This window comes from Streptomyces sp. NRRL B-3229 (genome assembly GCF_000719505.1).
Classification (GTDB): Bacteria; Actinomycetota; Actinomycetes; order Streptomycetales; family Streptomycetaceae; genus Streptomyces; species Streptomyces griseorubiginosus.
The window spans coordinates 439,149-459,162 of record NZ_JOGP01000001.1 but is presented as its reverse complement, the minus strand read 5'-3'; the positions used below and the strand labels follow the sequence as shown (position 1 = coordinate 459,162).

The 20,014-nt window shown below is 70.1% G+C and carries 12 protein-coding genes; 4 read left to right on the top strand and 8 right to left on the bottom strand.

Annotation, left to right across the window (positions count from 1 at the left end):
- The first annotated feature begins 289 nt into the window (after positions 1–289).
- Positions 290–4,507, top strand: a complete 4,218-nt coding sequence (locus tag IF54_RS39335) for a hypothetical protein (protein WP_051735288.1) — start codon at positions 290–292, stop codon at positions 4,505–4,507.
- Between the two features lies 1 nt (position 4,508).
- On the opposite strand, the gene IF54_RS0101990 is transcribed toward IF54_RS39335, so the two are convergent.
- Together IF54_RS0101990 and IF54_RS0101985 are read right to left on the bottom strand one after the other, a co-directional pair.
- Positions 4,509–5,114 (bottom strand): SMI1/KNR4 family protein, encoded by a 606-nt coding sequence (locus tag IF54_RS0101990; protein ID WP_030313755.1) that lies wholly within the window; start codon positions 5,112–5,114, stop codon positions 4,509–4,511.
- A gap of 10 nt (positions 5,115–5,124) precedes the next feature.
- Positions 5,125–6,345, bottom strand: coding sequence for a glycosyl hydrolase (locus IF54_RS0101985; protein WP_037819062.1), 1,221 nt, complete (start codon positions 6,343–6,345; stop codon positions 5,125–5,127).
- Between the two features lie 103 nt (positions 6,346–6,448).
- Between IF54_RS0101985 and IF54_RS0101975 the strand changes: the two genes are divergently transcribed.
- A complete protein-coding gene (locus tag IF54_RS0101975) occupies positions 6,449–7,525 on the top strand; it encodes an N-acetylglucosamine kinase (RefSeq protein WP_051735287.1) in 1,077 nt (358 codons plus the stop codon).
- 131 nt (positions 7,526–7,656) lie between these two features.
- A complete protein-coding gene (locus IF54_RS0101970) occupies positions 7,657–9,813 on the top strand; it encodes a glycoside hydrolase family 3 N-terminal domain-containing protein (protein ID WP_051735306.1) in 2,157 nt (718 codons plus the stop codon).
- On the opposite strand, the gene IF54_RS0101965 is transcribed toward IF54_RS0101970, so the two are convergent.
- The 6 genes from IF54_RS0101965 to IF54_RS0101940 form a co-directional block, all read right to left on the bottom strand.
- Entirely contained in the window at positions 9,777–10,661 is an 885-nt protein-coding gene (locus tag IF54_RS0101965) for a carbohydrate ABC transporter permease (protein ID WP_030313743.1), read from the bottom strand. The two genes, IF54_RS0101970 and IF54_RS0101965, sit on opposite strands and share 37 nt — an antisense overlap.
- Positions 10,658–11,671, bottom strand: a complete 1,014-nt coding sequence (locus tag IF54_RS0101960; protein WP_030313741.1) for a carbohydrate ABC transporter permease — start codon at positions 11,669–11,671, stop codon at positions 10,658–10,660. The genes IF54_RS0101965 and IF54_RS0101960 overlap by 4 nt, the downstream gene beginning before the upstream one ends.
- Positions 11,672–11,673: 2 nt before the next feature.
- Positions 11,674–13,050, bottom strand: a complete 1,377-nt coding sequence (locus tag IF54_RS0101955; protein ID WP_030313739.1) for an extracellular solute-binding protein — start codon at positions 13,048–13,050, stop codon at positions 11,674–11,676.
- A 118-nt stretch (positions 13,051–13,168) separates the two neighbouring features.
- A complete protein-coding gene (locus IF54_RS44130) occupies positions 13,169–13,642 on the bottom strand; it encodes a peptidyl-prolyl cis-trans isomerase (protein ID WP_420790350.1) in 474 nt (157 codons plus the stop codon).
- A gap of 212 nt (positions 13,643–13,854) precedes the next feature.
- Positions 13,855–18,066 (bottom strand): NEW3 domain-containing protein, encoded by a 4,212-nt coding sequence (locus tag IF54_RS0101945; protein ID WP_030313734.1) that lies wholly within the window; start codon positions 18,064–18,066, stop codon positions 13,855–13,857.
- 110 nt (positions 18,067–18,176) lie between these two features.
- Positions 18,177–19,061 (bottom strand): MurR/RpiR family transcriptional regulator, encoded by an 885-nt coding sequence (locus IF54_RS0101940; RefSeq protein ID WP_030313732.1) that lies wholly within the window; start codon positions 19,059–19,061, stop codon positions 18,177–18,179.
- A 119-nt stretch (positions 19,062–19,180) separates the two neighbouring features.
- Here IF54_RS0101940 and IF54_RS0101935 point away from each other — a divergent pair, with 119 nt between their 5' ends.
- A complete protein-coding gene (locus tag IF54_RS0101935) occupies positions 19,181–19,945 on the top strand; it encodes a sugar isomerase domain-containing protein (RefSeq protein ID WP_030313730.1) in 765 nt (254 codons plus the stop codon).
- The last annotated feature ends 69 nt before the right edge of the window (positions 19,946–20,014 follow it).

Below are 20,014 nucleotides of genomic sequence, written 5' to 3'. Positions count from 1 at the left end.
GGACCCCTTTGTGGGGCATCGATGTCCGCATTACTGCCACGCAGAAAAAGGAATGTGAGTGAAAAGGTCATGGAGACGCCGACGAATACCGCTGGTTCTCACCGTGGTGACCGCGCTGGCGACACCCGCGGCGACACAAGCGCAAGCAAGCCAGCAAGCGCCTGACTCCGCACAAACACAGACCAGTTCGGCCCCCAAGGCGCCCAATGCGCCCAAGTCCTCTGCGATTCCCCCGTCCCTGCGGGACTCGGTCCTTGGCAAGGGTTGGAAAGCCGCCACGGACAGGGCTGTGACCGCCGCCGCCGACAGCGACGGGCTCCACCTCCTGGTCGCTGACAGCCGGACCGGCTACGCCTGGAAGACGGCCGCCGTCCTGAGTGAACCGCAACTCCCGGCCGACACCTGGGTCGGCAACGAGTGCGTCATGGACGACCACCACGCGGCCGTCGCCTACGCTCCGCGCACCTTCACCAACCATGAGGACACGATGCTCGGCGGCGCGTTCACCGCGATCGTCGACCTCGACAAGGGCAGCGTCACCAAACTGCCCTTCAACGCATCACTGGCCTACTTCGACCCCTCCTGCAACCCGGCCACGCACACGGCAGTCTTCACCGCCTACCGTGCGGACAAGACCCGACTGGTCACGGTGAACACCCACGGCAAGGCCCTCGCGGACGTCACGGCCGCAGGCCAGATAACCTCGCCCGCGCCGATCAAGGACGCAGTGATCGCGGCCGCCGGCAACCGGCTCGTCCACATCGACCGGCACGGCGCGGCCGTCGCACTCGCCGAAACCCGGCACGCCCCCTACGACATCCATGTCCAGGCCGACGGCACAGTCAGCTACCTGGACCGCACCGGGGACACCGAAGCCGACGTCAAGACGACCGCCCACGGCAAGACGACCACCGTCGCCACCGGCAGGCTCACCGCGATGAACCTCCGCCAAGGGGCCGCCGGCGCCCTCTTCCTCACCGGCCGCTCCACCGCTGCCAAGAGCTTCAAGGCCAGCGGCATCACCGCGCTGAACGTCTCACCCGACGCCGACCTCTCCAGTCAGGGACGTCTCGCCGTCGACCCGGTCGTCTCCCCAGCCGTCCAGGCGGGCCTGGACCACATCGCCGACGCGGGCAAGGGCTTCTCCGCTCAGAAGACCAAGGAACCCACGCCCCAGCAGGAACACAGCACCACCAGCCACATCCTGACCGTCACCGGCACAGCAACGGCCACCGGTCACCACACCGAGCAGACCGTTTCGGCCCCCGACACGACAGCGGGGAGCACCACCTCACCGTCACTGACCGGCTCGAAGAAGCCGCAGACGACGATGAGCATGATGACCACTGCCGACACCACCAGCATCGAGCACGACCCCGTCGACACCGACCGCTGGTGCTCGGTGCCCCGCAACGACGTGGGCACCCAGGCGCTCCAGCCGACCCCCAATCAGGTCGAGTGGGCCGTGGACATGGCCGTCCGGGGCGACCTGCGCTCGAGTTACCTCACCCAGGGCGGGTGGCGCTCACAGACCGGGATCGGCACCATCGACCCACAGGGCATGTTCCCCGTCCCGACACTGAACACCGGCGGTCGTATCCCCGCACAGGTCGAACTGGGCATCCTCGCTCAGGAATCCAATCTGTGGCAGGCCGAATCCGGCGCCATTCCCGGCCAGATGGGCAATCCTCTCGCCGCAGTGGACGGCTTCTACGGCCACCAGAGCGGTGGGTCCCTCGCCGACTACTGGACGATCCACTGGGACGAGTCCGACTGCGGCTACGGCGTCGGCCAGGTCACCGACGGCATGCGCATGGCCGGCCACGAGAAGGCGGGGGAGACCGCTCGCGACCCCGATGAGCAGCGGGCGATCGCCCTCGACTACGCCACCAACATCGCCGCCTCGCTGTACATCCTCGCCGACAAGTGGAACGAGGTGCACCAGTCCGGCCAGACGATCACGGTGAACAACGACGACCCCGCAAAGCCCGAGAACTGGTTCGCCGCCGTGTGGAACTACAACCTCGGCTTCAACACGAAGGCCGACGCGGGCACCAACGGCAACTGGGGCCTGGGCTGGTACAACAACCCGGCCAACCCGGTCTACCCCGCGTCCCGGCTGAGCTTCATGAACACCGACATGGACCCGCTCGCCGCCAAGGACGCCGCCCACCCGCAGAACTGGCCGTACGAGGAGAAGGTGATGGGCTGGGCCGCCTGGTCCATCGACACCGGCCACTCCTATGCCACCTCCGGCCGCCAGGACTGGCCCGGCGAGTCCGGCTTCTCCTCGGCAGGCTTCCGGCCCGCCTACTGGAACGGCACGTCCGACGCATACACGGTCCCCGGCTCCGCGACCTACAACCGGGCCCACGTCTCGCCACCGCTCGACACGTTCTGCAACACCCAGAACAACTGCGACACCGCCGATCCGCCGAGCTGCCCGGACGCCGGCTGCTACACCCAGTACTGGTGGAACGCCTCCAACGCCACCTGGAAGACCGCCTGTGCCTCGACCTGCGGGTTCGAGAACATCAAGTACCAGACTTTGATCAGCGAGCCAGGACGCGGCACTCGCCTCCAGTACGGCACACCGGTGTGCAGTGGAGCGCCGACCGGTGCTGTCGTCGTCGACGATGTGCCGACGGGCACCAATACCTGGAGCGACTGCGGAACAACAAGCACCAGCGGCTCGTTCCAGTTCACCTTCTATCCCGATCCGAACGCGACCGGCCCGGGGCTCGGGCAGTACGACGCCAAGGCCGACCTGCACCAGATAGGCGGCGGGTACGACGGCCACTTCTGGTACGCCCACACCCGCGACGCCGATCACCTGGGCGGCGACGGCGGTCGCATGACGGTTCTCGGCGACTGGAAGTTCGGCAGCGCGATCACGGGTGGCCAGGGCAAGGTCTACGTGCACATACCGGACACGGGAGCGAACACCACCGACGCCACCTATCAGGTCGTCACGAAGTTCGGCACGTTCGACGAGACGGTCTCACAGGACGCCAATGAGTCGAACTCCTGGGTCTCCCTCGGCGGTTACCGGTTCGGCGACACGCCTCCGGAGGTGAAGTTGTCCAACACCACGGGCGACGGCACCGGGGACGACGACGTCGCCTGGGACGCCGTCGCGGTCGTTCCCGGCGACTTCAGCGGCATGCCCGAAGTCGACTTCGCTGCGGAGAACCCGGATGCTCCGGACCCCGACGACGTCGCCTCGCAAACGCCCGATGACGCTCCCGCGCCCACGGACGAAGGGCTTTCCGCTCTCGCCGCGAAGGCCACCGCACAGGACAGGGACGCGAGCAGTACCGCGGGCGCGTGCTCCGCCGGCAGCGACGAAGTCCAGCTCTGCGCGGGCCCCTACCAGCCGTGGAGCGAGCTGTCGAAGGGTTCGTCCACGGCGATCACCCCCAAATCCGTCGGTAGCCAGGCGGTGAGCTCCGAGCCGGTCCCCTGGTGCAAGACCGCCCCCGGATCCGACTTCCAGTACACCCGTACCCAGGGATGTCTGCGTGGCGGCTATGCCCTGTACGTCAAGGACGACAACGGTGACGTGATCGGCGGGGGAAACGTCAAGGTCGTCCAGGAGATCAAGCTTGATCCCACCTCGAACCAGTTCACCACTTGGACGGAGTTCTCCCTGCCGGATCTGACCGGCGTGGCCTCCGCGACGCTGGACGACTACTTCGAGGACTGCTGGGCCATGAGCGACTGCACAGCGGACGCGCCCGGTGCCTGGAACGGCAGCACCACTTGGACAGAAGGGGACCAGCACACCGCCAGCCGGACCGACACCTACAGCTGGAACAAGGTGGCCGGTGGCCAGTCCACGCTGGGCCTCGACTGGAACACCAGCTGGAGCTCTCCCGGTACCACGACCACGGCGAACAACCAGTGGAAGGACACGGCTTTCGCCATTCGCTGCGACAACCAGGTGGGCGGCAACACCGGGTGCGTCTTCCCCAAGGTCACTCCGACCCTGTTCCTCACCAGGGAAAAGTACCCCGCCGCCGCGGCCTATTACTGGGTCCTCATGGAGAAACTTGCCTCTCACCCGGGCAGCAAGAAGTACAAATCACCGCTCCATCGCCTCGCGGACGACACGACGGCACAGAACAACCGCAACAAGATGTGCCTGCTCGCGGTCGCCGAATGGAACCCGAACCCGGAAGCGATCGGAGCCAGCTGCGACGAGTACCCCTTCGCCAAGTCGCGCGAGAGCGGGGGGATGACGCTGGCCTCGGGCAAGTCATGCGTACAGATGTACGCGGTGAAGAACTCTGACGGCACCTACACGCTCAAGCTTGACGAGAACTACGCCTACCCGACTTGGAACGAGATCTGCGGCCGTGCCGCCATCACGAGTTCCCAGAACTCGGCGGCCGGTGGTGCCTTGGGCCGTTTCACTACGGCGGTGAGGCTGCTGGACAACGACGCCTACTACGTCAACACCGGTTATGAGTCCTGCGATCTCAGCGAGGTCTGTGACTTGAGCTGACCTACTGTGAGGGGCGGATGTGCCACTCGAGCATTCGCCCCTCATGCAGAACGGGAACGCGTGACAGGGAGGTCACCGGAGTGCCGTTCTCGACCGAGTCGCACAGGTCCACGAGCATCAGATCCATGCGCGGCCACAGCACGCGGTACTCGGGATCACCGAAGGACATCTCCCCGATTTCTCCCCAGTGATGATGCCTATGGTCCACGAACAGCAGATCGCCTGAGATGTTCCGGGCCAGGGGAACCCATTGCTCGTCCGCGATGCGGCCGACAACCAAGTCCTCCTCGCCTTCCTCGCGGGCATCCTCCACCATCGAGACGAGATCTCGATGCGCTTCCAGGATTCCGTCCACGTCCAGGAGGCTATAGCCGAGGAGAAAGGCTCCCGGGTCCGCGCCGGCCCTCCGCAAGGCAACGCCATTGTGTATTCCGAGGGTTGTCCTCACATCCTCATGGAGGGGGAACCCGAGGCTGTTTTCCAGGCGTTTGATCTCGTCGGTCGGACAGCCTTCCCGCAAGGACCCGTGATCTGCGGGAGCATGCTCGATCAGCCATCTTTCGAAGCGCTGCCACAATTCAGTGAGGCCGGGTATTCCGTTGGTCATGGGTACTACCTTACGCAAGTCGCTTGAGCTCCTTGATTCCTCGCGTCGCCAGGTATCCCTCGTCCCCCGCCCGCTCCGCCAGGACCACCGCCGGGCGCAGCCCCTCCTGACGCAGCCGCATCCACTCCTCGAAGTACGCCCCGCCCGGGCCCGACACCGACCGGGTGGACGGGGTGCAGTCCAGGACCAGGGCCGTGGCGCGGGGCTCGGGCGGCAGTGAACCGGTGCGCAGTTCCGCGATCGTCGCCGCCACCGCCTCCGCTATCGGCTTGGGGTGGCCCTGTGCGTCGAACAGGCCCAGCGTGTACTCCAGTTCGGGGAAGTCCGCGAGGGACCGGTCCACGTCGTGGGAGCACCACCAGGTAACGCCCCACAGGCCGTCGCAGCCGGAGGCGTTCAGGATCGTCTCGCGGGCGAAGTGCGGGGCGTCGGCGGCCGGGATGTGGGGTTCGGGAGCGCCGGTCTCCTGGACCCAGACCGGGCGGGCGGGGTCCTCGGCGTAGGCCTTGGCGAGTTCCGTGCCGTACTCGGCCAGGTGCAGGACCTGGGGTGAGCGGGGGCCGTAGAGGCTCGCGCAGCCGCCGGAGAAGACCCAGGGGTGGACCGTGGTGACGTCGCCCCTGCGGGCCGAGGCCTCCGGGGTGAAGGGGTGGTCGTCGCCGTACCAGGCCGCGTCGTACGCGGAGTGGGTCACCAGGCCCGCGCCCTCGCCGAGCCCCTCGCGGGCGGCGGCGAGCAGGGTGTCCAGGTAGTGGTCGACCTCCGCCGGCGTGGCCGGGTTGTGCTCGATCAGGTTGTTCAGCTCGTTGCCCAGCTGGAGGCCGATGAGGTTCGGGCGGCCGGACAGGGCGCGGCCGAGGGTGCGCAGCAGGTCCGCCTGGGCGGCGACGGCGTCCGGGTCGGTGAAGACGTTGCGGTGGTGCCAGCTGCGGGTCCACTCCGGGTAGAAGTCGAAGCTCGACAGATGGCCCTGCACGCCGTCCACCAGGACGTCCAGGCCCGCCTCGGCCGCCAGGTCCACCAGCCGCGCCAGCTGGTCGACGGCAGAGGTGCGGATCAGGGTGCGGTTGGGCTGGAGGAGCGGCCAGAGGTGGAAGATCCGGACGTGGTCGAGGCCCAGCCCGGCGATCTGGTCGAGGTCCGCGCGGGCGCGGGCCGGGTCGAAGTCGTGCCAGGCGTGGAACCAGCCGTGGCGGGGCGTGTAGTTGACGCCGAAGCGGAGCGTGGGAATGGGATCCTCCTCGGGTTCGGCCCGGTCCGACCTCGGCCCGGCTCGTGTTCCGCTCGAGTTCTGCTCTTGTCCTGCGCGAATGTATCAATCACCATAGTCATCGATGGGTAATTATTTGAACCACGACGTGCGCGACGCCGGCGCCCTGGTCATCGGCCTCGACGCCGGTGGCACCCGCACCCGCGCGGTCCTCGCCGCCGCCGCGGACGGCCGCGTGCTCGGGGAGAGCACCGGCGGCCCGGGCAACGCCATGACCGTTCCGGCCCCGCAGCTCACCGACCACCTCGCCGAGGCGCTCGCCCGGGTGGTGCCCGAGGAGGCGCGCGGCCGGGTCGTGGCCGTGACCGGCGGTTTCGCGGGCGCCACGGCCGCCTCCGCGCAGGACCCCGGCACCGTGAAGGCCCGCACGGCCCTCACCGAGGCGCTGCACCGCCTCGGCATCCCGGCCGACCGGATCGGCGTGTGCAGCGACATCGAGGCCGCCTTCGCCGCCGCCCCCGGCACCCCCTCCGAGGGCCTCGCCCTGGTCGCGGGCACCGGCGCGGTCGCCATGCGCATCACCGCCCGGCACGCCACGACCACGGTCGACGGCGACGGCTGGCTCCTCGGCGACGAGGGCAGCGGCTTCTGGATCGGCCGCAGCGCGGTCCGCGCCGCCCTGCGCATGGCCGACGGCCGCGGCCGCCCCACGGTCCTCGCCGCCTGGATCGGCCACACCCTGGGCCTGCCCGTGGACGTCCTCCCCAAGGGCCCGGTCCAGCCGTACGACCGTCACGGCACCGTCCCGCCCCCCGGCACCGGCACCCCCACCCCCGGGGTCCCCGGCTGGGAACGCGCCCGGCGTGAGGACTTCCGCCGGCATCTGCTGCCCGCCGTGCTGGCCGACCCCCCGATCCGGCTGGCGCGCTTCGCCCCGCTGGTCGCCGAGGCGGCCGCCGGGAACGACGCCGTGGCCCTGGCGATCCTCGCCGAGGCGGCCGACCACCTGCTGGACACCGTACGAGCGCTGGAACCGCGCCCCGGTGAGCGGATCGTCGCCACCGGCGGCCTTCTCGGCCCCGAGGGGCCCCTCACCGCCCCGCTCGCCGACCGACTCCACACCCATGGCCTGAACCTCGACTGGGTGGCCGACGGCCGCCCCGGCGCGGTCGCCCTCGCCCGACTGGCCCACACCTCATGAGCGACGCCCTCCACCGCGACCGCACCGCCCCGGCCGACGCCCTCCACCGCGACCGCACCGCCCCGGCCGACGCCCTCTATCGCGACCCCACCGCCCCGGTCGACGCCCGCGTCCGCGACCTCCTTGCCCGGATGACCTTGCGGGAGAAGGCCGGCCAGCTCAACCAGCGGATGTACGGCTGGGACGCCTACCGCCGCACCCCCGACGGCGGCTTCGAGCTCACCGACGCCCTGTACGCCGAGACCGACCGCTTCGAGGGTCTCGGCGCCCTGTACGGCCTCCAGCGGGCCGACGCCTGGTCCGGTGTCGAGCACGGCAGCGGGCCGGGTGCCGAGGACGGGGCCGCGCTCGCCGAACTGGTGCAGCGGCACGTCGTGCGGCGGAGCCGGCTCGGCATCCCCGCCCTCTTCGTGGAGGAGGTCCCGCACGGCCTGATGGCCCTGGACGGCACGGTCCTGCCGGTGAACCTGGCCGTGGGCGCCGGCTGGGACCCGGACCTGTACCAGCGGGCCGCCGCCCACGCCGCCGCCGAACTACGCGCCCGTGGCGGCCATGTGGCCCTGGTCTCGGCGCTGGACATCGCCCGCGATCCGCGCTGGGGCCGCACCGAGGAGTGCTTCGGCGAGGACCCGTACCTTGCCGCCCGGCTCACGGAGGCGCTGGTCCGCGGGATGCAGGGCTCCTGGGACCCCTTGGGCGGTGACGTCTTCGCCGCCGACAAGGCCCCGGTCGTCCTCAAGCACTTCGCGGGCCAGGGCGCCACCGTCGGCGGCCGCAACTCCGCCGAGTCCGAGCTCGGTTGGCGCGAGCTCCACGAGATCCACCTTCCCGCCGCCCTGGCCGGGGTCCGTTCGGGTGCCGCCGCCGTCATGGCCGCCTACAACGAGGTCGACGGGATGCCCTGCTCGGGCAACCGGGCCCTGCTCACCGGGCTGCTCCGCGAGGAGTGGGGCTTCGCCGGGCTCGTCATGGCGGACGGCCTCGCCGTCGACCGGCTGGCCCGCATCACCGGCGACAAGATCTCGGCGGGTGCCCTCGCGCTCAACTCCGGTGTGGATCTCAGCCTTTGGGACGAGGGCTTCACCCACCTGGAGGAGGCGGTCCAGCGGGGCCTCGTCACGGAGGCCGCCCTCGACGCGGCCGTCGCCCGTGTCCTGCGCCTCAAGTTCCGGCTGGGACTGTTCGAACGGCAGGACGGCACGGCCCGCCCGCCGGCCGGGGGAGCGGAGCTCAGCCGGGACGTCGCCCGGGCCGCCGTCACCCTCCTGCGCAACGACGGCGTCCTGCCCATCGGCGGACACGTCTCACGGATCGCCCTGCTCGGGCCCCAAGCAGCCACCACCGTCCACCAGTTCGGCGACTACACGGCCCCGCAGCGCCCCGGTACCGGCAGCAGCGTCCTCGACGCCCTGCGCCGGCTCGCCCCGCCCGGCCTGGACATCCGGCACGCCCCCGGCTGCACCCTCACCGGCGGGGATCTCTCCGGCATTCCGGCGGCGATCGCCGCGGCCGCCGCCTCCGACCTCGCCGTGCTGGTCCTGGGCGGCAGCAGCGCCCGTACGCCGGACACCGAGTTCGACGCCAACGGGGCCGCGCTCAAGACCGTCTCCGAGATGACCTGCGGCGAGGGGGCCGACCTGGCCGGACTGCGCCTCGGGGCAGCCCAGTACGCGCTGCTGGACGCCGTCCTGGCGACCGGCACACCGACCGCGGTGGTGCTGGTGCAGGGGCGCCCGCACGTCGTACCGGACACCGCGCCCGCGCTGCTCACGGCCTGGTACCCCGGCCCCTGGGGCGGCGACGCGATCGCCGAGGTGCTGCTCGGACTCGCCGAACCGGCCGGCCGCCTGTCCGTCTCCGTGCCGCGCTCGGCGGCCCAGCTCCCCGTCTACTACAACCACAAGGACACCGAGTACGGCGGTTACGTGGACGAGAGCGCCGAGCCCGCGTACTCCTTCGGGCACGGGCTGTCGTACACGGACTTCGACTGGACCGAGCCCGCGTTCACCGGCAGGGGTCTCAGCGTCGAAGTCACCAACGCCGGTCAGCGGTACGGCCGTTGTGTCGTGCAGGTCTATCTCCGCCGTCTGATCACCCCCACCTGGCCGCGCACCCTCGAACTGTGCGCGTTCGAGGGTGTGGGCCTTGCTCCGGGTGAGCGCCGTACGGTGACCCTGCCTCTCGAAGGCGTCACCGGCACGGTCGAGATCAGGGTCGCCGCGTCAGCCGCGCAGGCGCTCGCCGTGAAGGGTCACAGCTTCACGGCCCCCGACGAGACGCCCTTGTAGAACCACCGCTGGGTGATCACGAACAGCACCAGCACCGGGACGACGGAGATCACCGAACCGGCCATGACCATCCGCTGGTCGTAGCCGAACGAGGAGCTCTGGAGCCGGGAAAGCCCCAGGGTGAGCGTCATGTTGCTCTCGGAGCGCAGCACGATCAGCGGCCACAGGAAGTCGTCCCAGGCGCTGATGAAGGTGTTGATGACGACCACCATGATCGCGCCCCACGCGGACGGCAGGTACAGGTACCGGAAGCGCTGCCACTCGTTGGCACCGTCCAGCATCGCCGAGTCCTCGATCTCGCGCGGGACCGCGAGGAACGCCCCGCGCATGAGCAGGACGTTGATGGCGCCGACGAAGCCGGGGAGCCAGACACCGGCCAGGTTGTCGACCAGGCCCAGGTCGCGGATGCTGATGAACAGCGAGACCATGATCGACTCGAACGGGAACATCATCGAGGCGACCAGCACCACCCAGACCGACTTGCGGCCCTTCCAGGCGGGCTTGGAGAGCATGTAGCCGGCCGTCGTGGAGAAGACCAGCTGGCTGGTGACCGAGAGGGCGACCACGATCAGGCTGTTCCTGATGTACGACCACACCGGCACCTGGTCGAAGACCGTCCGGTAGGCGCGCAGCGTCGGATGGTGCGGCAGCAGCGTGGCGTCCGTGCCGAAGACGTCCTCGCTCACGCCCTTCAGGGAGGCGAGAAGCTGCCACAGCAGCGGGCCCACGGTGAGGCCGAGCACGAGCAGGAGCAGCAGATAGCGCACGACCAGCTCGCGCGGACGGCCGTAGTCACGCCAACGCGGCATCAGGCGACGGCCCTTGGTCCCGACGACACTCGTCGTCATGACTCGTCCTCCTTGGTCAGACGCTGCGCCAGCAGGGTCAGCCCCAGCGTCAGCGCGAACAGGGCCACGCTGACGGCCGAGCCGTATCCCGCGTTGCCGGTGATCGGGTCCAGGCCGACGTCCCGGATGTAGAAGGGGAGGGTGCGGTCGGCGCCGCCGGGGCCGCCGGTGGAGCTGCCGAGCATGTAGATCTCGGTGAAGACCCTGAGCGAGCCGATGCCGGTCAGGGTGCCGACGAGCATCATGGCCTGCCGGACGCCGGGGACCGTGATGTGCCAGAACCGGCGGACCGCGCCGGCCCCGTCCATCTGCGCGGCCTCGTGCAGCTCCTTGGGCACGTTTCCGAGGGCGGCCAGGTAGAACACCATGTACCAGCCCAGGCCCTTCCACAGCGTCAGGCCCATCGCGGAGAGCAGGATCAGCCACGAGTCCGAGAGGAACGGGATCGCGGACTTGATCAAGTGGGCCTTCTCCAGCCAGGTGTTGACCAGGCCGTCGTCGGCGAGCAGCCACTGCCAGCTCAGACCCACGACCACGCTGGAGGCCAACACCGGGGTGTAGAAGGCCGATCGGAAGAACCCGATGCCGGGCAGGTTCTTCTCCACCAGGACGGCCAGCATCAGCGGCAGCAGCACCATCAGCGGGACGACGATCACCGCGTACAGGATGCTGTTGCGGGTGGCGAGCCAGAAGTCGTCGTCCTGGAGCATCCGCGTGTAGTTGTCGAGCCCGACGAAACCCGCGGTGCCGCCAAGGGGTTTGGCGTTGGTGAACGACAGCAGGACCGTGTTGAGGAACGGGAACACGCCGAAGACCACCGCGCACACGATCGCCGGGGCGGTCCACAGCCAGGGCAGCCACCAACGGCGGTACATCGCCGCTCCGTTGGCCCCGGGGGCGGGACCGGGCAGCGCGGCCCTGGCGAGTCGGCGCAGGCGGGACGGGGCCGTGCCCGGCGCGGAGGTCAGGGGCTCCACGCCGGACACCGGATGCGTGATCTGTGCCGTCACCGTCAGCTGCCCTGCTTCAGCAGCTCGTTCGCCTTCTCCTGGGCGTCCTTCACCGCGTCCGCCGCGCTCTTCTTGCCCTGCATGGCGAGCTGCACCTGGGCCACGATGGCGTTCTGCACGGCCGGGGAGAGGTTGGTCTGGTTGGTGGAGGCCGTCTTGAGCTGGTCGGCGACGAGCTTGCGGGCCTGGGAGAACGGGTCGTTGCCGGTGACGTTCTGGAAGAACGGGTCGTCCAGCGACTTGGTGGTGGTCGGGAAGATCACCACGTCGGGGTCCTTGCACCAGGCCGTCTGGTTCTCGGCATTCGTGAGGAACTCCGCGAACGACAGGGCCACAGGCGCGTGCTTGCTGGTCGCGGCGACCGAGATGTACTGCGGGGCGCCGGCGGACGCCTTGCCGAGCGCGTCGTAGGGCTGCTGGCCGACGGCCGTCTTGGCGTACACCGAGGGGCTGTTCTGCTTCACGAAGCGCACGAAGCTCGGGTTCGTCGAACCGTAGGCCACCTTGCCCTGGCTGTAGAGCGTGGACGGGTCGTTGCTGGAGGACAGCGAGTCCTTCGGCATGGCGCCCTCCTTGTAGAGCTTCGCCATCCAGGCCACCCACTGGGTGGTGCGCGGGTCGTCGCCGAAGACGGCGGACCTGCCGTCGGCGGAGAGGACCTTGATACCCATCTGGTCGAAGTCGGCGGGGATGCGCCAGATCGGGTTGGCCATCGTCGCGAAGAACTTGCCGCCGGAGGCCTTGGCGACCTTCTCGTAGTCGGCGAAGAGGCCGAAGATGCTCGTCGGCGGCTTGGCCGGGTCGACGCCGGCCTTCTCCAGCAGGTCCTTGTTGTACGTCAGCAGGACACCGCCGGTGTACCAGGGCAGCGTGGTGTGGATCGCCTTGCCGGAGGCGTCCGGGAAGGTGGCGGTCTTCCAGAAGGACGGGACGAAGGGCTCGGCGGCGGCCGGGTCCTTGGTGCCGATGTCGAGCAGGTAGCCGGCCTTGGTGAGGGCGGTCGCCGTCGGTGCGTTGACGTTGATGACGTCGGCCATCGTGCAGGCCTGGGCGTCGGCGACGGTCCGGCTGGTGAAGGTGTTGTCGCCTGGGTCGTCGATCCACTTGACCTTGGTGCCGGGGTGGGCCTTCTCGAAGTCGGCGATCACTCCGTTGAAGAAGCTCCCGAAGTCTTTCTTCAGGTTCGTCGTCTGGAAGGTGATGTCGCCCTTGACCTCGCCGGTGAGCTTGCCCGACCCGACGTTGCCCTTGTCGACCTTGCAGCCGCCGGCGGTGGCGTCACCGCTGTCGGACCCGCCGCCGGACAGGCCGCAGCCGACGGCCGTGAGCGACAGCACGGCGATACAGGTCAGGGTGCGGGTCAGTCTCTTTGCGTGCATGTGATGCCCCTCCACGGCTGGTTCATTGAACCAACTCCGACTCCGATTGATGAAAAGGTGGACCAGAATTCATCGGAGGTCAATGGTTTGCCGTGTTGCTTTTAGGTTCCGTAGGAGATCAATGACGGTGTTCATGGTCCGGATGGGACGGATCGCCAGGGTGTTCGTGCCCATGGGAGTAGGTCACGCCCGCGCGCGACTGGTCCAGCCAACCGAAGAACGCCTGACGGCCGGCCGCCCTGAGGAGTTCGCGCGAGATGGCCTCGCGGACGTCCTCGTACGGCAGCGTGTCGCTGGGCGCGGCCTCGCCGAAGGGGTCGACGCCCCGTCTGAGGGCGTCCGGGGTCAGGAAGCGGTCCTGGTTGCGGTCGTAGTAGTCGCGTACGGCGGCTTCCGGGACGGTCTGCTCGGCTTCGAGGGCGGCGAGGAGGGTGCGGGCGGCTTGGGAGTGGGCCAACGCTGCCGCGACGATGCTGCCGAGGTCGGCTACGTCTGTCTCGGCGACGGCCAGGACGGAGGCGGGGGACAGCTCTTCCGGGATGCTCAGGCCTCGTTGGGAGCAGGCTCTTCGGGCGAGTTCGTCGGTGAGCACGACTTGTGTGGCCCAGCGGCGTCTTTGTCTCGCGACGGAGGGTGCCTCTGGTTGTCGTCTGGCGGGTGCGGGTTCGTTGTGGCTTGTCGCGCCCCGCGGCGGAGCCGCCGATTGGTACAGCCCCGCGCCCCTGACGGGGCGCGTCTCCAGGAACGAGTCCACACGTTCCCTCGGCAACGGGTCGCCGTCTATCAGGGCCGCGTGTTCCGGGTTCACTCGGTGACCTCCAGGGGGATCGTCCTCGTGTAGGCCACCTGGCCGTTCCATGCCGCCTTGGCCATGAGCCAGTACGTGCCCGGGGGGATCAGGGAGCCGTCGACCTCGATCACGGCCTCGGTCTGTTCTCCTCCCGGCACCCTGAAGCCCTGGAGGCCCGGCGTCACGCCCTGCCAGGTGCCCCAGGACGAGACCGCCCAGAGCTGGCCGCCGATCGGGCCCCGTGTGGTGTTGTGCAGGCTCACCGGAACCTGAGCCCGCTCACCTCTGCGCACGGTGACCCGGTCGGCGGCCAGGTCGCACGCCAGGCCCTGGCCGGCGGGCGGTCCGCCCGGCACGTCCAGGCCCAGCACGTCCTCGTAGGTCTGGCCGCCGTACGTCAGCCGGGCCGTGAGCCAGTGACGGCCGGGCTCCGGGTCCGGGGGCGGCGTCACCGTCACCTCGGACAGGGAGAAGCCGCCCGGGCCGAGTGCGTACGGCAGCACGGCGGGCTCCGCCGACCAGCCGGGCGGTACCTCGAAGACCACCGTGCCCGTGGTCGAGGCGTCCGTGAGTTCCGAGCCGACCCGGACCGTGGCCGTGACGGGGCCTGTGGCGGTCAGGGCGGTGGGGGAGACATAGACGGACACCGGCATGTTGCCGCGGGGGGCCGGTCCGGAGTTGTGGAGCCAGTAGCGGGTGTGGACCGGCTGGGCCGGCTCGTGGGCAGCGACTCCGGGGTCGGTCGCCGGCTCGGGAGCCTGTGGGGGCGTGGCCAGGACGGTGGCGACCTCGAAGCCCGTGAGCGTCGTCTCCAGGGCCCCTTCGCCGTCCGGGGTCAGCGGCTCGCCCGGCCGCTCCAGTACGTCCGCGCGGGCGCCCTCCGTCCAGGCGACCGGCCCGCGCACCCGGGCCCGCGCCGGCCGTCCGTTCACCTCGTGCACCCGGACCACGACCCCGCGTCCGGGGTCCGCCGGGGCCGAACCACCCCTGGCCAGCGGGGAACCCAGCGGCTTGAGGGCGTCCAGGAGGACCTCGCGGGCCGGTTCCACCTCCAGCAGCGACGTGGTGCGGGGCAGCAGCGGGGTGGTGCCCTCGCCGCGCACCCGGGCCGTGAGGGGATGGTTGAACTCATGCCCCCGTGCGGGGAGTTCGAGGTCCCGCCAGTCGCCCTCGCCGGCGACGACCGCGTACTCGAAGGTGTGGGACCAGCGCTGGAGCTGGAAGCCCGAGCCGTCGGGGGTGGTGCGTCGGGGCGGGTCGACCCAGATGCCGGACGGCCAGCCGGTGCAGGAGCGCATCAGCGACATGCAGAGGTCGCCGGAGCTCGTGATCACACAGCCGGGCGTGCCCCGGTTCAGGACGGCGAAGCCGCGCCCGTCCCAGGCGTCACCGGGCGGGAGCGCCTCGCCGCCGCCCGCCGCGGTGGCTGTGACGGTGAAGTCCTCCAGGTCCGTGATCAGTGCCTCGACCGCCTTGGCGTCCCCGGACGTGTCGGCGCCCGCGATCACCAGCAGCGGCAGCCGTTCGAGGTCGCGCAGGTCGGCGCCGGGCACCCACTCCTCGCGCAGGGAGGCGCGCGGCGCGACCCAGACGGCCGCCACGCCCCGCTCGGCGACCTGGCGGCGCAGTGCGCGGTCGGCGGCCGGGTCCATGGCGAGGGCCTCCGTGACCAAGGAGTTGCGGGCGGGGCCGCCGACGGCGATCCGGAGGTCGGGGAGGTTGGAGTCGACCTCCAGGTCGCCGTAGCGGGGGCCGCCCGCGACGGTCGAGGTGGCGGTGACGCCCGCGCGGACCAGGGCGGCTGCGAGCGGGGCGCCCAGCTCACCGGCCTCGTCCCAGTCGGTGTACACCAACTCGGCTACCCCGAAGGCCCGTTGACCCAGGAGCACGCCGGAGTCGTCGTGCAGGGCGACCCGTGCCGTGGACCCCAGTGCGAACCAGGTGTTGGCCGGGTTGTCGAGGGTCCACGGGAACTCCTCGCTGTTGACCTCCACGAACCCGAAGCCGCGTCCGATCACCGCGTCGGCGACCTCGTGCACGGGCAGTCCGCCCCGGACGTCGGAGGGCCAGCGGACCCGGATGAGGCGGTCCTCGCCGTCGTAGCCGTCGAGGGTCGTGGTGACGTCCAGCCGGTCCACGCCGGTCCACAGGGTCAGGCGCTGCGTGTACGTGAAGAGCCCGAGGTCGGCGCGGACGGTGATGCGGGAGCCGGCCGGGGAGTGATCGACATCGATGTCGGCGGTCACGTCGCGGCTGCGGGCGGCCGTCGTGCCGGTCGGGGTGAGGTGCCAGGGGCCCTCGCCGAAGCGCGGGTGCCGGGCGAACTCCTCCTGGACGACGAGCTCGTTGCCGATGTCCCCTGCGGGCAGGAGTTCCCGGCCCTCCAGGACGGATCGGAGACTGCTGACGGCGCCGCCGCGAGCCGGGTCGACCGTCACCTCGTAGAACTCGTTGCGGATGGTCAGGCCCTCGCCGGTGGTCCACTCGGGGATCGAACCGGCCGCCAGGGGAAGGGCCTTGAGGCCCATGCCGGGCACCTGCGGTACGACGACCTTGAGGGTGCCGTCCTCCTCGCGGACGGCCGGCAGCGGCTGGAAGTCGTCGCCGACGGGCACCAGACCCGGGTCGGCGACGGTCAGGACGTCCTGCCGTTCCCAGGTGGCGGGGTTGAAGACCACGAGATCGGGTCCGGTGCCCGGCTCGACCCGGTCGGCCAGCGCCCTCGTCGCGTCGGCGTGCACGGTCCCGGCGAGATCGGCCAACTCCCGCCAGCCGGTGAGGAGATCGATGTACACCTGGTCCGACTCGGAGCCCGTGATGGCGTCGTGGTGGGCGCCGTAGACCAGTTGGCGCCAGGCCTTGTCGAGGGCGGCGTCCGGATAGGGGTGCCCGGTGACCAGCGAGGCGAGCGTCGCCCAGGCCTCCGCGTCGGCGAGGAGCGTCTCGCCGTACCGCTGGGCCTGCTTGGTGTCGATGTAGGAGACGTCCTTGCCGGTGTAGACCGGGTTCATGTCCCGCGTCTGCGGCGAGGCTTTGCGTCCCTCGGCCTCCAACTCCGCGCGGACGGCGGCGAAGAAGTCCCGGGGGATGCCGGAGACGAACCGGGGCCAGACGTACCGGGCGTTCCAGTCGCGGTGGATGTCCATCACCCAGCGGCACGGCGGCGCGTAGTCCCCGCCGACCGGCAGCAGCACGTTGCGGGTGAGCGCGACCTGCTTGAGCCCCTTGAACAGCTTGAGGGCCTCGGCCTCCGCCTCGGGCAGCGTCGGCGCGTTGTCGATCCGCCAGCCGGCGCCGTAGTGGTTGACCATGTACGCGGTGAGGACCCCGCGCCCGGAGGGGGCGATCCAGTCGAACTCCGCCGGGAACTGCATGCGCTGGGGGTCCCGCGGCTCCTCACCGAAGACGGAGAGGGTGGGCCCCCACTGGTGGAAGGGTCCGCGCGCCCAGGAGCTGGACGTGACGCCCGCGTCCGCCATCAGCCCGGGGAACTGCGGGTCGTGCCCGAACGCGTCCAGCTGCCAGGCCGTCTCCGGCGATGCCCCGAGGATCGCCCGCTGGTATCCGTCGCCGTACAGGGCGTTGCGTACGGTCGCCTCGGCGCCGGTGAGGTTGGTGTTCGGCTCGTTGTAGGTGCCGCCCATGATCTCGACGCGGCCGGTGCGGATCAGCTCCCGCAGGAAGCCGCGCTCCTCCGGGAAGGCGTCCCAGTACGGCTTGAGGTAGTCGACCTCGGCGAGCACGAAGGTGTACGCCGGGTCGCGCCGGGCCAGATCGGAGTGGGCGCGGACCAGGCTCATCCCCGACTGGCCGCGCGAGTCGAAGGTGCGGGCGGGGAGTCCGGTGCCGGCCGGGTCGTCGGCGACGTCCCAGGTCTCGGTGTAGGCGCCCTGGGTGTTCCACCAGACCGGGTCGTAGTGGAAGTGGCTGACCATGAACATGGTCCAGCCGGGCTCGGCGGGCGTGAACTCGCCGCTCGCGCTCGCGCTCTCGTCCCCGTCGGCCGCGGTGACCGTGATCGGTCCGCCGGGGCCGGTCACGGGTATCTCGGCCCGTACGGTGCCGTCCTCGCCGACGGTGATCTCGGTCTCTCCGGTGCCGTGGCCCTCGACGCGGACGCGGACCGGGCGGCCCGGCAGGTGCTCGATCCGGGCCGCCACCACCTGGAGCGGTTGTTCGGGGGTGCCGACGAACAGCTCGGTCGACTCGACAGCGGTGACGCGCATGGGGCTCCTACGAGATGACTCGGGGGAGCCCCATCCTGGCACCGAGAGGATGATTCAAACAACCATCTTCGTGTTATCTCGGTGGTTCATCCATGCAAGATCAGTCATGGTCACCGAGTGCGGCGGGCCTTCACCGCGTGCTGCGGCGTGATGTGGTCGGTGAGCGCGAGGGAGGCGCTGGCCCGCTGGTACGCGACCTGGCCGACCCGGACGTAGAGGCAGTCCACGATCATCAGGACGGAGTGCCGGCCACCGATGCTGCCCGTGCGGAAGCTGGTCTCCGAGGTCGACGAGATGAGCCGGATGTCGGCGGCCCTGGCCAGCGGGGAGCGCGGGTCGGTGGTGATGGCGACGGTGGTCGCGCCCCGCTCCTTGGCCATCTCGAAGGGTTCGAGGGTCTCCCGGGTCGCGCCCGAGTGGGAGATCCCTATGGCCACGTCGGCCGGGGTGAGCAGGGCCGCCGAGGTGGCCGCGCCGTGCACCTCGGTCCAGCCGCGGACCTGGCAGCCGATGCGGAACAGCCGGGTCTCGGTCTCCTGGGCGACCGCGCCGCTGCCGCCGACGCCGTACACGTCGATCCGGCGTGCCTTGGCCAGCGCCTGGGCCGCGCGCTCCAGGGAGTCGAGGTCGATGCGCTCGATGGTCTGCTGGATCGCCCGCAGGTCGGCGCTGCCGACCACCTGGACGACGCGCTCCAGACTGTCGTCCGGCGAGATGTCGGGGCCGATCTCGGCCGAACCCCAGTCGGAGACCTCGCCGCGACCGCGCTCCTGGGCCAGTTCGATCAGCAGATGCTGGTAGGAGTCGAGCCCGATGGCCCGGCAGAAACGGGTCACCGTGGCCTGCGAGGTCCCGGTGCGGCGGCCCAGCTCGGCGGCCGAGCAGTGGGTGACGGCGGCCGGATCCTCCAGGATCAGCTCGCCGACCTTCCGCAGGGAACCGGCCAGCCGGGGCAGTTCGGTGCGGATCAGTGTGGTGACGTCCGTCGGAGGCATGGAAAGAAGGTATCAGCCACCCTATGGGGCACTGATTGAATACCAGGACCGTGCTGTGATTTATTGATTCATCGATCGGTGATTGAATGGTGGTTCAATCCATCAGTGGGGAGTGTCGCGTGTCCGTCGAGTCAGTCAGTGCCCAGGGCTTCGCCGAACAGAGCCTGGACGTCCTCCGTCACGTCACCGAGTCCGCCCACGAGGACGTGCGCCGAGCCGCCGGCCTCATCGCCGACTGCATCCGCGCCGACGGCGTGATCCAGGCCTTCGGCACGGGCCACTCCCAGGCGATGGTGCTGGAGGTCGCGGGCCGGGCGGGTGGGCTGGTGCCGACGAACCGCTTGCAGATGTCCGACCTCGTCGTCTACGGCGGGGACGCGCCGAGCGTTCTCGACGATCCGCTCCTGGAGCGGGAGCCGGGGATCGCCGTCCGCCTCTACGACCTGGCCGCGCCTGCGCCGCAGGATCTGTTCGTGATCATCTCCAACTCCGGGGTCAACAACGTCATCGTGGAGATGGCGCTGCACGCGAAGTCGCGTGGGCACAAGATCCTCGCGATCACTTCTCTCACCCATACCGGGGCCGTGCCCGCGGGGCATGTCAGCGGGAAGAAGCTGGTGGATCTGGCGGACGTGGTGCTGGACAACGCGGCGCCGGTGGGGGATGCGACGGTGGCCTTGCCGGGGGGTGGGGCGGTGGGGGCGCTGTCCACGTTGACCGGGGTGATGCTGGTGCAGATGGCTGTCGCCGAGGCGTGTGCGGTGCTGCTCTCCGCGGGGGAGCGGCCGCCGGTTTATGTCTCTGCCAATGTTCCTGGTGGGTTCGAGGGGAACTTGGAGTTGGAGAAGCGGTATGCGGGGCGGGTTCGGCGTACTGCTACTTAGGGTTTGGGGGCTTGGGGTATCGCGGGGAACTTGCGGCCGGTGGGGGCCGGTCGCGCAGTTCCCCGCGCC